Source organism: Peribacillus deserti (genome assembly GCF_016909175.1).
Classification (GTDB): Bacteria; Bacillota; Bacilli; order Bacillales; family DSM-1321; genus Paraperibacillus; species Paraperibacillus deserti.
The window spans coordinates 69,955-83,365 of sequence record NZ_JAFBFI010000003.1 but is presented as its reverse complement, the minus strand read 5'-3'; the positions used below and the strand labels follow the sequence as shown (position 1 = coordinate 83,365).

15 protein-coding genes and 1 riboswitch are annotated in these 13,411 nt (G+C 39.6%); of the genes, 6 read left to right on the top strand and 9 right to left on the bottom strand.

Annotated elements, in window-relative coordinates:
- Window positions 1–52: 52 nt before the first annotated feature.
- Window positions 53–382: a DUF3889 domain-containing protein gene (locus tag JOC77_RS04815; protein WP_204539435.1), complete on the bottom strand. Its 330-nt coding sequence runs from the start codon at window positions 380–382 to the stop codon at window positions 53–55.
- A 209-nt stretch (window positions 383–591) separates the two neighbouring features.
- Here JOC77_RS04815 and JOC77_RS04810 point away from each other — a divergent pair, with 209 nt between their 5' ends.
- The 3 genes from JOC77_RS04810 (at window position 592) to JOC77_RS04800 (ending at window position 1,728) form a co-directional block, all read left to right on the top strand.
- Complete coding sequence (locus tag JOC77_RS04810) at window positions 592–879, top strand: hypothetical protein (protein WP_204539432.1); 288 nt, start codon at window positions 592–594, stop codon at window positions 877–879.
- 24 nt (window positions 880–903) lie between these two features.
- The gene (locus JOC77_RS04805; RefSeq protein WP_204539429.1) at window positions 904–1,377 is read left to right on the top strand and encodes a hypothetical protein; all 474 of its coding nucleotides are present in this window, start codon (window positions 904–906) and stop codon (window positions 1,375–1,377) included.
- Between the two features lie 153 nt (window positions 1,378–1,530).
- Window positions 1,531–1,728: a hypothetical protein gene (locus JOC77_RS04800; protein ID WP_204539426.1), complete on the top strand. Its 198-nt coding sequence runs from the start codon at window positions 1,531–1,533 to the stop codon at window positions 1,726–1,728.
- A 918-nt stretch (window positions 1,729–2,646) separates the two neighbouring features.
- Here the strand turns inward: JOC77_RS04800 and JOC77_RS04795 are convergent.
- The 3 genes from JOC77_RS04795 to JOC77_RS04785 all read right to left on the bottom strand — a co-directional run bounded on the left by JOC77_RS04795 (window position 2,647) and on the right by JOC77_RS04785 (window position 3,758).
- The gene (locus tag JOC77_RS04795) at window positions 2,647–2,949 is read right to left on the bottom strand and encodes a DUF2653 family protein (protein WP_204539423.1); all 303 of its coding nucleotides are present in this window, start codon (window positions 2,947–2,949) and stop codon (window positions 2,647–2,649) included.
- 12 nt (window positions 2,950–2,961) lie between these two features.
- Window positions 2,962–3,444, bottom strand: coding sequence for a hypothetical protein (locus JOC77_RS04790; protein ID WP_204539420.1), 483 nt, complete (start codon window positions 3,442–3,444; stop codon window positions 2,962–2,964).
- 161 nt (window positions 3,445–3,605) lie between these two features.
- Entirely contained in the window at window positions 3,606–3,758 is a 153-nt protein-coding gene (locus JOC77_RS04785) for a hypothetical protein (protein ID WP_204539417.1), read from the bottom strand.
- Window positions 3,759–4,377: 619 nt separating this feature from the next.
- Between JOC77_RS04785 and JOC77_RS04780 the strand changes: the two genes are divergently transcribed.
- Window positions 4,378–4,773, top strand: coding sequence for a DoxX family protein (locus tag JOC77_RS04780; RefSeq protein ID WP_204539414.1), 396 nt, complete (start codon window positions 4,378–4,380; stop codon window positions 4,771–4,773).
- Window positions 4,774–5,074: 301 nt separating this feature from the next.
- Here the strand turns inward: JOC77_RS04780 and JOC77_RS04775 are convergent, their stop codons facing one another.
- Window positions 5,075–6,184: a 5-methyltetrahydropteroyltriglutamate--homocysteine S-methyltransferase gene (locus tag JOC77_RS04775; protein ID WP_204539411.1), complete on the bottom strand. Its 1,110-nt coding sequence runs from the start codon at window positions 6,182–6,184 to the stop codon at window positions 5,075–5,077.
- Window positions 6,185–6,287: 103 nt separating this feature from the next.
- A riboswitch (SAM riboswitch) is annotated at window positions 6,288–6,388 on the bottom strand.
- Between the two features lie 309 nt (window positions 6,389–6,697).
- The gene (locus JOC77_RS04770) at window positions 6,698–7,954 is read right to left on the bottom strand and encodes an SH3 domain-containing protein (protein ID WP_239558609.1); all 1,257 of its coding nucleotides are present in this window, start codon (window positions 7,952–7,954) and stop codon (window positions 6,698–6,700) included.
- Between the two features lie 251 nt (window positions 7,955–8,205).
- Here JOC77_RS04770 and JOC77_RS04765 point away from each other — a divergent pair, with 251 nt between their 5' ends.
- Complete coding sequence (locus tag JOC77_RS04765; RefSeq protein WP_338047180.1) at window positions 8,206–9,411, top strand: ElyC/SanA/YdcF family protein; 1,206 nt, start codon at window positions 8,206–8,208, stop codon at window positions 9,409–9,411.
- 315 nt (window positions 9,412–9,726) lie between these two features.
- On the opposite strand, the gene JOC77_RS04760 is transcribed toward JOC77_RS04765, so the two are convergent.
- Window positions 9,727–10,833 (bottom strand): glycerophosphodiester phosphodiesterase, encoded by a 1,107-nt coding sequence (locus JOC77_RS04760; protein ID WP_204539408.1) that lies wholly within the window; start codon window positions 10,831–10,833, stop codon window positions 9,727–9,729.
- A 374-nt stretch (window positions 10,834–11,207) separates the two neighbouring features.
- On the opposite strand from JOC77_RS04760, the gene JOC77_RS04755 reads away from it, so the two are divergent.
- The gene (locus JOC77_RS04755; protein ID WP_204539405.1) at window positions 11,208–12,461 is read left to right on the top strand and encodes an ATP-binding protein; all 1,254 of its coding nucleotides are present in this window, start codon (window positions 11,208–11,210) and stop codon (window positions 12,459–12,461) included.
- A 77-nt stretch (window positions 12,462–12,538) separates the two neighbouring features.
- Here JOC77_RS04755 and JOC77_RS21810 read toward each other — a convergent pair whose 3' ends face one another.
- On the bottom strand, window positions 12,539–12,925 hold the full coding sequence (locus JOC77_RS21810; RefSeq protein WP_420850653.1) for a HEAT repeat domain-containing protein: 387 nt from the start codon (window positions 12,923–12,925) through the stop codon (window positions 12,539–12,541).
- Entirely contained in the window at window positions 12,925–13,215 is a 291-nt protein-coding gene (locus tag JOC77_RS04745; RefSeq protein WP_204539398.1) for a HEAT repeat domain-containing protein, read from the bottom strand. Before JOC77_RS04745 ends, JOC77_RS21810 begins: the two co-directional genes overlap by 1 nt.
- Window positions 13,216–13,411: the final 196 nt, after the last annotated feature.

The window sequence follows — 13,411 nt, the reverse complement described above, 5'->3', positions numbered from 1 at the left end:
GTCCAAACAAAAACGCCTGGAAGATCCAAGCGTTTGTTTATTTTCTGCCGTGCTAATCTTTTCTAGGAGTCTGCCCGGTGGGTTCTTCTACCCTTATGTCCAGCAATTTGTTGTTTCTGAGGTTATGTCTTACTCTTACAATCGGTTTAATTCTTTTACTATTTTCAATTACATTGAATTGGAATGCATCTTCAACTGCGCCATTACCGAGGTCTTTGCGGCCTAAGTACTGGTAGTCTGTTACAGGTTCACCCGGATAGTCAGCCTGTATAACTGAGATGGCAATTTTGCCGTATTTCTCATAGTCTGTCTTTTGTGCAGATGCGTGGCCTGTCTGAAGCAAGAACAAAACTGCTGCAATAATGCCAAGAAATTTTTTCATAGTAAGCCTCCTGGTAAGTTCTTTTGCTTACTATGTGTTAAATTCCCTTTATTATTCTTATTCCATTAGGTTTCCCGCTGAGTTTTTAGCATGATTGTTAAAAAGTAAGATTAACTGTAAAATATTAGTAATACAATAATTCTACCCGATGAACTTAACGTGAACTGAATGATTTTTTTAGCTATTTTATATTAGAGGAGGATTAGAAAGTGAAAAAGATTTTACAAATATTATTCCCCCCTCGCAAAGAACAAGTACGTTTAAGTGATGTATTAGCCTTTATGTTTTCGTTCTTACTTTTTTATTTGATTGGATTAAATTGGACTAATAAAAATTTTCTATGGGTTGTACCTGCAATCCTGTTTCTATTAATCGCCCAGGCAGTGCTGGAGCCCTTATTTAAAACTTTGTTAAAACGAAAAAACATTGCAGTTAAGCGAGTATACTTCGGTATTCTAGTTGGTATTGTAGTTTTTACTGCTCTACGCTTTAATTAACTAATCCTATTAGGAGCTGGATAAATGAAGGTGGTTAAAGGTTTTGCTATTACACTGTTATTGATGGTTCCACTAATGGGCTGTAATACAAAAAGCTCAAATAGCAGTGATAAAGTATCATACACAGCTGATTTAATTGGTGAAAGCGAAAATAAAATATTTACGATAGCAGACCATGTGGAGGGCTATTATCAGTCTAAAGATAAAATGGCCTATGAAACCCATACATTCACGGTCACCTGGAAAAAAGGCACTCGCCCGCGGGATTTATCTGTGTACTTAAACTCATATCAAATGGATGGAAACTCATATAAGCTGAACGGAAACGATTCTTCTAACATAGATGTGAAATTCTATGACAACGAAGCAAAAGGTGTAAAAGTGTTAGATTACCAGTTCAATAAAGTTCACCCTACGGATATGGACCATTTAAAGGCTTCTATAGATATTGTAGATAACGGCAATATTATAACCGATAATGTAATATTAACGAAGTAAGCTTTGACCATGTCCTCCCTACTGGTTAATCCCCTTAGTTTAGACAGCTCTTGCTGGCTTCCAATTTTATCGTGATCCGTTCGGCCGAATTTGATTCGTTTTGATTTTCAATCAATCCTTGCAACGATGACTCTGTTTAAGGGAGGAAATGAATTGATTGAGACAATGATGAAAATAATGCAATGGGTAGCTTTGAATATAATGCCATTTCTTTGTATTACATTTATTCTAAATTGTGTAAGTTTAGCAAAAAAGATTAAAAAAGGTGATGAAAACACTGCAAAAAACACGATTTGGGTAACAATAACCTTTACTCTTATCATGTACTCATTAATAAGCACAGCTTATTGATCAAACGCGTGCGTTAGTTGATAACCGTGTGTGGTAAGGATGGAACATCATCTATCCGTGTGTGATACAAACAGCGAAAAATTTGCATGTCTTATAACATTTTGGGACTATCTGCAAAATCATCCAAAGCCTTCACGGATTATGGCCATTTAAAAGACTTTAGCAAGAACCTCAAAAGACCAGGCGGCTTATACCGCGGTAAGACAAAGTTTATTCATGCCATAGTAAGTAAGGCTTATATCAAATTAATCGCTAATGATTCATCTTAAATATCCAATAAAATAAGAAGCAGCCATATAGAATGAATGCAAAAAAGCTGAACCAATATATTCTCGTCTCAGCACGAATAGGTGTCCGATACTTAGCGGAAACAAAAAATTCGCCAATATGGTCAAATACCCGGGAGTAAACCCAATATAAAGAAAAGGAATCCCAATAATCCCACCCGTTACTAAAGCGAATAAAGCCCCAATAATCTTTTAACAAGACTTCGATGGAAAATATAAAGATCAAAACACTATAAAAAAAGGGAAAGGTGTGCTTTTTGGGCCTGAACCGAATCAAAAACAATACCAGGAAGCTAAAAGATATGGCGACCGCTGGCATGACCTGGAACAATGGAAGAACAAAACGATAATAATGCAGTACATAAAATAAATAACATAAGCTCGACGAAAACATAAGGCTTATGATCAAAACAAGCCCATAGCGAACCCAATCTTTTTTGAGGATATATATACAGCCCAGCCCGTTAATCATAATGGCCGCAGTTAATATTATGTAATGAATGTCCAATTGGCCCATTTACCTGACTCCTGTATGTTTTCTATTCTTTTAGTTTTGTTTAATACAAGCATTTCATACCGTTCTTTTTCTGCACAAAAAAACAAGCCTTGATTATACACAAGGCTTGTATAGTCAATAATAGTTATTTACTTGTATGACAGCTGCAATGCCATCCTGTTCCAAATAAGAGAATTTAATATTTAAACTGTCCGGTCCAAATAGATGATATTCCTGCAAATAATCGGCCACCGCATCAATTATATCCTGTTCATTAAATCGCAGCGTTCGGCCATGTGCTAAAGATGATGCTGAAAAACCGGACTCCAGGTCATATCCTATATCTGCCTGCACTTGTTCGGGAGTTATGTTCTCCCGCAATGAGGTGTACACACAAATGCTGTCTATCAGGTCCTGTTCGTTAAAAAGTATTTCCATCTCTTTAGCTCCTTAATAATATCTTCTGTTTCTTGAGAATAATCTTCTGAACAACTTGAAGACTACTACAATCAACAAAATATCCAATAAAATCCCGAAAAACGAAAATCCATGTGAGGCTCCGTAATACGTACCCCCAAACGGGTGAAACATGTGAGCTAAAAATGCTCCCGCACCAAATGCCGCTGCATGAGAGAAGAAACTCCCAGTTCCTGATCGTCTCGGAATTTGAGACCGGTTATAAGTGGATCCTTTTGTTACACTTCTGGATGGTGCTCTGTATCCTGAATTATAGCTCCCGCTGCTTCTTGATGGCGTTCTATATCCTGAATTATAGCTGCCGCGTGATCTGCTTCTTGTTTGAATAACAGTTGAAGAACTTTCAGTCGTATAACTATGGCTTGTGGATTTACTGCCGCTGAAACTTCTTGCTTCTGTCATGTCTGGAATCGCTAATGTAAATACCAGCATACATACAACCATTATTTTTTTCATCCGTGTATCCCCTCTCTAGCTGCTTTAAGGGGTAATTACCCGTTTTGAATTCGTTGTATTCTTATAATCCAAAATTTCGATGGTCTTTAAGCTGCAGGAAGAAGTAATCCCATTACTTTTTCATAAAAAAACAACCGGCGGCGGTTGCTTTGTTGTTTTATTTATATCAGCGGTCTCCCGGCATCCGGTGAGAGATTCGGATCTCCCTGGGCAATAATAAATGCTGGTTCACTTTCATTTTGTTCACGGTTATCATCAGATGCGTTTACCTTTTCCTTATCCGCTTGCTGCTCAGGCTGATTTTCGTTTTGCAAAACTAACACCACCTTTTTACGGGATAGTGTTTCTTTAACAAACTGTTTTATTCTCGAATCATAACTTCAAAAAAAAGAGAAGCAATTTATATTACTCCTCTTCCTCCTCTTCTTCAAAATGATCCTCATCAATTAAATGCTGCCAATTAGGTGTAGTCATGTTTTCCCATAAGCGTTCTTTCAGGCTCAATTCAGAACACCTCCTCTAATTGATTTTGTTCAATATAAATACCCACTTTCACCATTATGAATCATGGCAGTATTTGGTGCCTGCCTCCTCTAATAATCCAAACTCTTTATATGTTGGTTGAATGACTATAGCTGCCGTATATCCTATACATACTACACCGTTACCTCCACAAGAAAAACCGCTTTTTAGGCAGCTCTATCTTTAAGAATTCCATCTTTTATATCATTCCCTCCTTATTAGTTTCGGAAAGAAACCATTCTCTTTGTGTCAATTTAGGGGTTATTGTTCAGACTTCTCTTCCACAGGTGTCATTAAAACCAATATAATCCCTAGGACAAAATTACGGACTCTTGTGCTATTTAATGAATTAGATTTTTCTTTTGGGGAATAAAAAGAATAGATTTCGTATTTATAAAGGGGACTAATTATATGGAAGATCTGGGTTTACTCATTATTCGTCTAATGATAGGATTTGTATTTCTTTATTATGGTTCCCAAAAGCTTTTCGGCTGGTTTGGCGGCCATGGCATAGCGGGAACTGGAGGCTGGTTTGAATCCATTGGGATAAAGCCAGGTAAAGCTATTGCAGCATTTAGTGGGATTGCGGAGTTATTGGCAGGAATTTTATTTATTTTGGGAATATTTTTACCACTTGGTGCACTTCTAATTGCTTTAGTAATGATGGGCTCTATTGTAAAGGTCCATGGGCCCAAAGGCTTCTCCGTTACAGCCGGAGGATTCGAATACAATTTATTTTTGATTGTCGTCTCGATCGGTATAGCATTGATTGGGCCCGGAGATTATTCATTGGGTGGACTCTGGTAAAAAAGCTGATGAAAGAAATAATAAAGATTTAATTCCATAACGAACTTCAATCTGACATTAGCTATATAAACCTCGCTGCTTTTTGGCGAGTTTTTTTTTTAAACCTAAGCACAAATTGCTTTTTTACCGACTCGTTAACATGTGCATTCTTTTGTAGACAATATCGGCTTCTCGATTATTTAATGCAATCCACATAAGAAAAAGCCACCGAAGCCATGTTTAATATTTTACCCCTTAGTGCAGCAATAAAAGGATGCCACAGCATCCTTCTTGTTGGTAATGAGTAACTTCACAAATAAATTTAACCCCAAACTTCTTTCGCAACATCAACAATCAGCTTTAATTTCTCCCATTGTTCTTCTTCTGTAAGGTTATTTCCGTGATGAGTTGAAGCGAATCCACATTGAGGACTGATGCACAATTGTTCCAATGGAACATATTGAGAGGCTTCTTTGATCCTTTTCTTAATTTCTTCCTTGTCTTCCAGCTCAGGAAACTTAGAGGTGAATACCCCAAGGACTACACGTGGTGCCTCACTGCCTTGAGGTATATGCTTCAATGGTTCGAAAGTGCCTGAACGCTCATCATCAAACTCAAGGAAAAATCCATCTACCTTTTCCTTATTAAGTAAGGTCGGAGCAATAATGTCATAGCTGCCAGAGAATGCATAATCCGACTTGTAGTTTCCTCTGCATAGGTGGGTAGTAACAAACAGGTCCTCAGGTTTATCCTCCAGGACACCGTTAATGACTCTTAGTGCTAGATCAATTAAATATTCACGTGAATATTTAGCGTCACTAAAAGGCAGAGCCGGTGCAGATAAGCCTGCTATGTATACATCATCCAGCTGCAGATATCGGACACCAACATCATAAAAAGCTTTAAGAGTTTGTCTGTAAGCTTCAATAATATCCTTCGCAAACTCTTCCCAATCTGCATATATCTCCGGGTTGATGATCCCTGCATTGAAGAATTGGTTCGGGCTCGGAATCGTCACTTTAGCAACGGCTCTGTCTCCTGCTATCTCCACTAGATCCTTTGCATGTCCAATGAAAGGGTGATCGGGATTGAATGCTACTCTCCCTATCGCTCGTACATCATGCTTTTCGGTCTCCATCTTACTGAACTGGTAGCCTTTCTCTGGAGTGTAACCTTCCATACCAAGCAGATTCTCCATAAAGTCTGTATGCCACCAATGACGTCTGAATTCACCATCCGTTACCGCTTTAAGTCCAATTTCAATCTGCTTATCTACTATTCTTCTTACTTCTGCCAGCTCTAGCTCTCTTAGCTCTTCAGCACTTATCTCACCCTTGTTAAAGCCAGCCCTTGCTTCAAGCAGGTGCTTGGGTCTTAATAAACTTCCTACATGATCAGCCCTGAATGGAGCCTTTGTTAACGTAATCGACATACATCATACCTTCTTTCTTTTTTTGAAAATCTACATGTAATGCAATATAAAAACCCTCTTCTTGTAAGCAAGAAGAGGGTTTCGGCATCATGGTCCATCACTCTTCTTATCTTCAAGCTTTTTCGCTTCTGGAATTAGCACAGTACTATACAGTCTGCTGCTGAGGTATCAAAGGGCCAGTCCCTCCACCTCTCTGGATAAGAATAATATTTAATTTATTTATAAATCTACCGCTAGTATTATAGTATGTCAAGGAAAAATCAGAAATATTTTAATTCACAAAATACTTTCTTACTTCTCTACCCGTACAATTCCGGAGAAGATGCTGTGATAATGTTTTTCCTTTGCCCTCCTATGTAGGGGATCCAAATGTTCACAAAATTGGAATTCCGCAATTTAAAAAAGCCAATTGTCGGCGAACAATCAGCTTTTTTATTTGATTTGTATTTGTTTATTTAAGTACTTTGTTGCTTACGGTCTTTGAAAAAACCCATGCCGCTTAATAGCGATAGCTTATAAACCTATATATTCTTCTAATGCAACACCTCTGCTGGTTATATGTTTAGCAAGCGTTTGGCCTACATACCTCAGATGCCATGGCTCGTACTTGTAGCCTGTTATGCTTTCTTTCCCTTTTTGATAACGGATGATGAAACCATATTCTGAAGCATGATCCTCAAGCCATGCAGCCTCTGGTGTATTTGCAAAACAGTCTTGGGCAGCGCACTGTCCATTGCCTCCCGTAACGTCTATTGCCAATCCAGTCTGATGTTCACTTGTTCCCGGCATTGCACTATAGGTGCTGGCCTTTTCATATCCATCCCTGCTCACATAATAGTTAAAGAGCTCTACCTGTCTATCATAGGACCGGTAGGCAGATACACCGAGGAGGGATACTCCTTGCGATTTAGCTCCATTAAATAGCTGGGCAATCGCAGCCGCTGCTTCCTTTCTCATTTTTCGCTTGTCCGATTGTTCAGAGAAGGTAAAAGGAATAGGAGCGTATACTAAATCTTGCGGAGTATATCCGTCAGGCAGTTTATTCTGTTTATTGACTAGTACCGTTTTGCTTTCTGGATTCATCACGATAAGTATGTATGTCTTTTTTACATAAGCAGCGCTCACATATCCAAATTTCCCATTGTAATAGATCTTATACCAGCCATTCACTGCATCCGCAGTGATCGCAAGCCCTGTCCCTTTTGGAATGGATGCCAAAATGCCTGATGCTGTTGACGGCCCGCTGCGCAGGTTTAAGTTTGCCGTGGCAGCATACATTACCTCTGTTACTTGAACGTATTTCCCGCTTACATACCCGGTCCGTCCATTATAACTGATCTTAAACCACCCATTTGCTTTCCCAGTTACAGTTAGTTCCTCACCTTTTTGGACAGTTCCAAGGATGCTGTACGCAGTCGAAGGACCTGTACGCACATTTAGATCCGATGTGGCTGTATTGATAAACCCTTTCACTTGAACGTAAGTCCCGCTTACATAACCTCTCTGTCCATTATGGCTTACCTGGTACCACCCATTTGCTGCATTTCCTGTTACATTGAGCTGTGATCCTTTTGCAACAGTTCCAAGGCTTTCGTAGGCAGTAGAGGGTCCTGTCCGGATATTCACATTAGCTGTCGTTTCATAGGTCATTGTTTCTGCACTTGCTGATTTGGCACCCACACCATATATAATAGCAGCACATGCTAATACGAACACGGCGAAGAATGCGGCTTTCACGATTCCATTTTGTTTAGCAACGATTGATATCAAAAACACGTTCCCCCTAATCTTAGTTCATATGTATACACAACTAGCATTATAGCAAAATACTTTTTTGATAGATTGTGAGAATTTCTTCCATGATATGGTGTTAAGAGGTATGAATTGAGCTCAATAGCTAAAAAGCACTACTAACTATACCAAGGATTTTGTTATCTAAAAATAAATTTAAAAAGCTCCTGTATACACAATTTATGTAAGGAGAAAGTAAAAGAGATGATACATATAAAGGAGGAACGAATGTGAAGCTTTACAAAGGATTAATTGCTCTTCTATTTACCATTTCTGTTATGACAGGTTGTACCGCAGATAATGGAAAGCAAGCAAACGAACCGAAGACGAAAGCGGTTAATAATAACAAAGAAGTTAATTCGGAAGATAAAAACAAAGCAAGAATAAAAACAGCTGCTGAAACAGGAAACCCCTCGACTCCTGTAAAAAATGATGAGCCCACTTCTGACCGAATTAATCACTTTAAAGACATGGCCATGTACTATTACTGGCATGGCGGCGACATTAAGCAGGCAGAAAAAGATATCTTTAAAGGAATCACACTCAAGGGAAAATATGATGTAGTCGAAAATGCTTTCAGACAGGCCGCCCTGCTTGACCCTTTTGATTTAGACATAAAGTTCTCTCTTGCATCCACACAAGTGATTCAGAAAAAATACCCGGAAGCACTGCAGACATATACCCAGATCTTGAATTTGGATAGGGATAATTTCAATGCGAACCTCTTACTTGGCGCTTACTCCAAAGTGAATGGAGATGTGCGTACTTATAAAAGGTCACTGTCTAATTTAGCTCAGATCGATTCTGCAAAAGCACGAGATTATTCGCAAAAGATAGAACGAGCAGATTCATTAATGAAAGTGAAATTAAACACTGCACCGCCTGCTGATTTGCCACAGCAAAAACATGCCATTGTGATTCTTGGATATGCCCTTGCTGATGATGGAACGATGAAAGAACCGCTTATAGAACGCTTAAAAGCGGGTTTATCCATTGCAAAGAAGTATCCGAATTCAAAGATTATTGTATCTGGAGGCGTGCCGAAGCAAGGTGTGACCGAAGCAGATGCAATGAATAAGTGGCTCACCGAACAGGGAGTTTCCAAAGACAGAATTCTCATGGAAAATAATTCAACAGATACGGTAGAAAATGCGCTGTTTACACATGATATCCTAGAAAAGCAGGGATTAAAGGACGTAACAATCGTGACAAGTGCAAGTCATATTCGAAGAGCTTTGACGGTGTTTAATGAAGCTAGCGACTTTTATGACAGGATGAATAATAAAAAAACCAATCGCAGTTTTACAAATGTTGTTTATTTAGATTATCCATCAGTCGCAGAAGCACAAAAAGTACCTAAAGACGAAATGTTTGTTATATACCGCGATTTATTTAGAACCTCAGGAATTTGGCAGTACCCTCATCTTCAGAGGTAAAGGAAAAAGTAAAATGAGCCAGTCAAAATTTTGACTGGCTCATAGCTCTGCTTTTTACAGCAATAGGATTAGGATACAACATAAACAGATTATAGGTTAGGATGATCTTTCGTTTTAAGCAAGACTTTACCCTTCTGAATGATGATGACCTAAAGAGAAAAAGCCGCCTTGAAAAAAAGGCAGCTTTTTCCCCTATTGAAAACCAATTTATAGGTAAACTAATTTTTGTTAATAGCAAAATTAAAGCCGGTCCCTATTATGTACTCATTAAGTATCTAGTATCAGAGAGACACTTGTATCCTATCACCTTCTCAACTACCTGTTCTTAGACTTGGGACCAGAGTAGCTCTTTGGCAGCTCGAGATCATGCTGCTCCATCACCATTCGCAGTCGGTCCGGATAATCGGTGATGATACCATCTACCCCGTCATTGATCAGCTTGTCCATAGTAGGCGTGTCGTCAACCGTCCATGGGATCAGCTTCATACCCTTATTGTGTGCTTCTTCCACCATTTGCTTTGTCACGTAAGGCTCGTAGTTTTCCTCGGTAACTTTTCCGTTTTGCGGGAAACCGTGCACAGGTGAGATGGCGTCTGCACCAAACGAGTGAGCAGCCGCAATTAAGTCGCCCCCAAAGTCATCAATATCAATTCCGCCCAGCCATGGAGAGGCTCCAGCCTGGCCAGGCTGCAGGAACTGCGGACCATTGGTCAAAGCGACGATGGGTAACCGCGGCTCGACTTCTTTCATGCGCATGAGCGCTCCCCAGTCGAAGCTTTGGATTGATACCCGGTTGATCATTCCGGCCTCGCGGACCTCGCGGGCAACGATCTGAACAAACTCTTCACGGGGAGCGGTCTCATGTGGTGCACCGGCCTCCACTTTTGTCTCGATGTTCATCCACACTTTATTAGCATGATAGCGCTTTACAAGGTCGAGCACCTCGCTCAGCAAGGGCATCTGTGCGCCAGGACTCAGCCGCTGCTCTGGGAATTGCGGTAAAACCTGTGAACCGCAGTCCAATGTGCGCACCTGGGCGAGTGTAAGGTCCTTAATGTACTTGCCGACATAAGGGTATTCAGGATCACCAGCAAATGCCGGACCGGTATCCTTGCACTTGGCTCCAGAGATCTTGCGGTCGTGCGTGATCACAGCCTGGTGGTCCTCGGTGATCTGTACGTCAAGCTCAAGTGTACTCACACCCATTTCTAGTGCGCGGGAGAACGACGCGATCGTGGACTCTGATGTAAGTCCGAGTCCACCGCGGTGGGCCTGCAGGTCGAATGATTTTGGACCGTAGCTGAAGCCCTCTGACCTGGATGAATTCTCTGCGGCCAAAGCATGTTGTCCAAACATTGGGATTGCCGATGAACATAACGCCAGGGCCGCAATCCCTGCTAAAATAACCTTCTTACTCTTCATTTACTCAGCTCCTTCAACATTCACTACTTTTTTAAGTATAGAGAGACGATGTAAATCCTTCTTTACGTGTTTAATAAGATACAGTAAAGAAAACTATGAAAATGTTCATAGTTCTTTTAACTTATAGTTTGGCGAAACTAGTAAATAGCTTTGTCATTAGCCTTATTCGTTTAGAAAACAGCAGTGCATACATAGCATCAAAATATACAAGCTTTCTGATAAGTACCGCTTTGCAGAAGTGAATGAAGAAATAATGGTAAAATTACTGAAAATTCAAAATCATGAAAACTTTACAAATAATTATGAAAATATTTGTCGAATTGTCACTAAAGTAATAAACTGAATATAATTGATGATTTCGGATGGTGGTAATTGTGGATTTGGTAAAAGATTTATTTTTCAATCTTTCACTCATCATACTTCTAATGTTTATCTTTAATCTCTGGGCTGAACGTTACAATAAGGGACCCCGGCCGCGTGTTCTCTGTGTGATCGGACTCTTTTTGTCTGTTTTGGTCTGCCTCTGCTTTTCCTCACCGCAATATGGAGTTATGGTAGATTTAAGATTAATTCCAATTATTATAGGCGGGCTTTATTTTGGCTATGGCCCGCTGTTGACTATTTGGTCTCTTCTTCTAAGAATGTTATTTTATGGATTAGACAGCGGTTTCTGGATGGTACTGCTGCTCTATATCTCTTTAGGCATTTTCTTGCGGCTTGCTCACCCTTGGTTCCTTAAACAATCCTCAAAAAAACGTCTATCCGTCTCGCTGATAACTGCTGCTATAATTTGCATTTTGATCTTTGGCAGCTTATTGTTTTCGGATCACTCCATAACTGAACTTAAAGTTGTTGTTGTCACCATCTTCATTCAATGCATTGGGATTTGTATGATGTCTTATCTACTGGAGGAAATGAAACAAAATGAGTTTTTTCGCGAGCAAATGTTGAAGGCACAGAAAATAGAATTGGCCAGTCATATGAGTGCAGCTATCTCTCATGAAGTACGCAATCCACTGACTGCTGTGCAAGGGTTTTTACAGCTTGCTTCAGAAGACCCAAACCTCCAGAAGACAACAAAGGGGTATATCGATATTGCCTTAACTGAATTAAACGCAGCTGAGCATGTTATCAAGAATTACTTAACCTTTGCCGAACCCTCCATGCACTCCGTTGAAAAATTTCACGCGAGCGATGAACTTCACCAGATTATTAAAACCTTACAGCCACTGGCGAACATGAATTCAGTCGTGGTGAATATTGAAGATTCTGATTTATGTGTTATTTTTGGGGATAGAAGCCGATTTCGGCAATGTTTCCTAAACATTATGAAAAATTGTATTGAGGCTATGCCAAATGGGGGTACTCTCACCATTCACACGTATTTAAAGAATCATGAAGTCAAAATTAGTGTATGTGATACAGGAATAGGTATGTCAGCAGACCAGGTGAAACGTTTAGGCGAGCCCTATTACTCAACTAAAGGTAAGAAAGGAACCGGCTTGGGTCTTATGGTATCTTTCAGCATCATCCGCGAGTTTAAAGGCACTGTGAAAATTAATAGTAAAATCGGTAAAGGAACAGAGTTCTTAGTCACCTTCCCTGCCTATTTACATGTTCATAGTTAAAACAAATCTATTTTAAAAATGGATTTGTTTTTTTCCGGCTTCTTCAACAAGAGTCCCGTTAGCCGAAGAATCGCCTTTTATAATGATTTTATATTTTTGATAATCCATCTTTTTTCCATTTCAAAAAGGAAATCCCACTTATTTGATTTTAACCAATCAAATAAATACCGTATTTCTTCATATTCTGCCATGAAACGAATAAGAAAGCCGAGCGCTGTTGTTAGCTCACCACTTTCAGATTTCCTTTTTCTTTTCAGGAGTGTTTTTATTCGCCCGATTACAGGCTTGATTGCCGATTGATTTCCATGTCTATTGATCCCTAACATGCCATATCTCTTAACAGCAGACGACCGGTCTTGTAAAGCCGTTAAGAAGATTGGAAGTAAAGAGGCATCCCCTAGTTCATTCAGTGCCCATAAAGCTGAACATTTAACATCCCCTTTCGGATGCCCAAGTTCACTTATTAGGTGAGGAATTGCTTTGTGCCGATCTCTGATAAAACAGAATTTGCAAGGGTTAGGTCATATTCATCTGTTGACTCCGTAATTAGTTTAATGAGAGCTTCCTCTGCATCAGAACTTTTATACGCCCTTAATGCCTGAATTGCAGCTTCTCTGACTGAAGAGCGTTTATCAGACAGATATGGAAAGATAGCAGTATAATCTTCCATTTTTCGCCGCCCTGCTTTTTCTAGCAGCACAGATAATTTATAAGCATTTTTTTCTTTATTTAGCTGTGCAAGTAATTCGTCCAATTTAGAGAGTTCCCCTCAAAACAAGTTTTATTTGGCTGCCTTTACATGAACAAAAAGATCCCCTTCTGTATGACTTTACACAAATAGGGGTCTTTTTGAGTTTACCATTCTTTTTCTTAAACTCTTGCACCTGACCAACATAAATTCCGCCGCTTTTCATGTGTTGAATTTCTTTAGATCAGGGGCAGATATCCTC

What these genes read in the sequence shown, in the direction of transcription:
- JOC77_RS04780 (WP_204539414.1), top strand. Translation starts at nt 4,378, where the DNA reads ATGGAAGATCTGGGTTTACTCATTATTCGTCTAATGATAGGATTTGTA.
- JOC77_RS04795 (WP_204539423.1), bottom strand. Translation starts at nt 2,949, where the DNA reads ATGGAAATACTTTTTAACGAACAGGACCTGATAGACAGCATTTGTGTG.
- JOC77_RS04790 (WP_204539420.1), bottom strand. Translation starts at nt 3,444, where the DNA reads ATGAAAAAAATAATGGTTGTATGTATGCTGGTATTTACATTAGCGATT.
- JOC77_RS04805 (WP_204539429.1), top strand. Translation starts at nt 904, where the DNA reads ATGAAGGTGGTTAAAGGTTTTGCTATTACACTGTTATTGATGGTTCCA.
- JOC77_RS04760 (WP_204539408.1), bottom strand. Translation starts at nt 10,833, where the DNA reads ATGAAGAGTAAGAAGGTTATTTTAGCAGGGATTGCGGCCCTGGCGTTA.
- JOC77_RS04775 (WP_204539411.1), bottom strand. Translation starts at nt 6,184, where the DNA reads ATGTCGATTACGTTAACAAAGGCTCCATTCAGGGCTGATCATGTAGGA.
- JOC77_RS04815 (WP_204539435.1), bottom strand. Translation starts at nt 382, where the DNA reads ATGAAAAAATTTCTTGGCATTATTGCAGCAGTTTTGTTCTTGCTTCAG.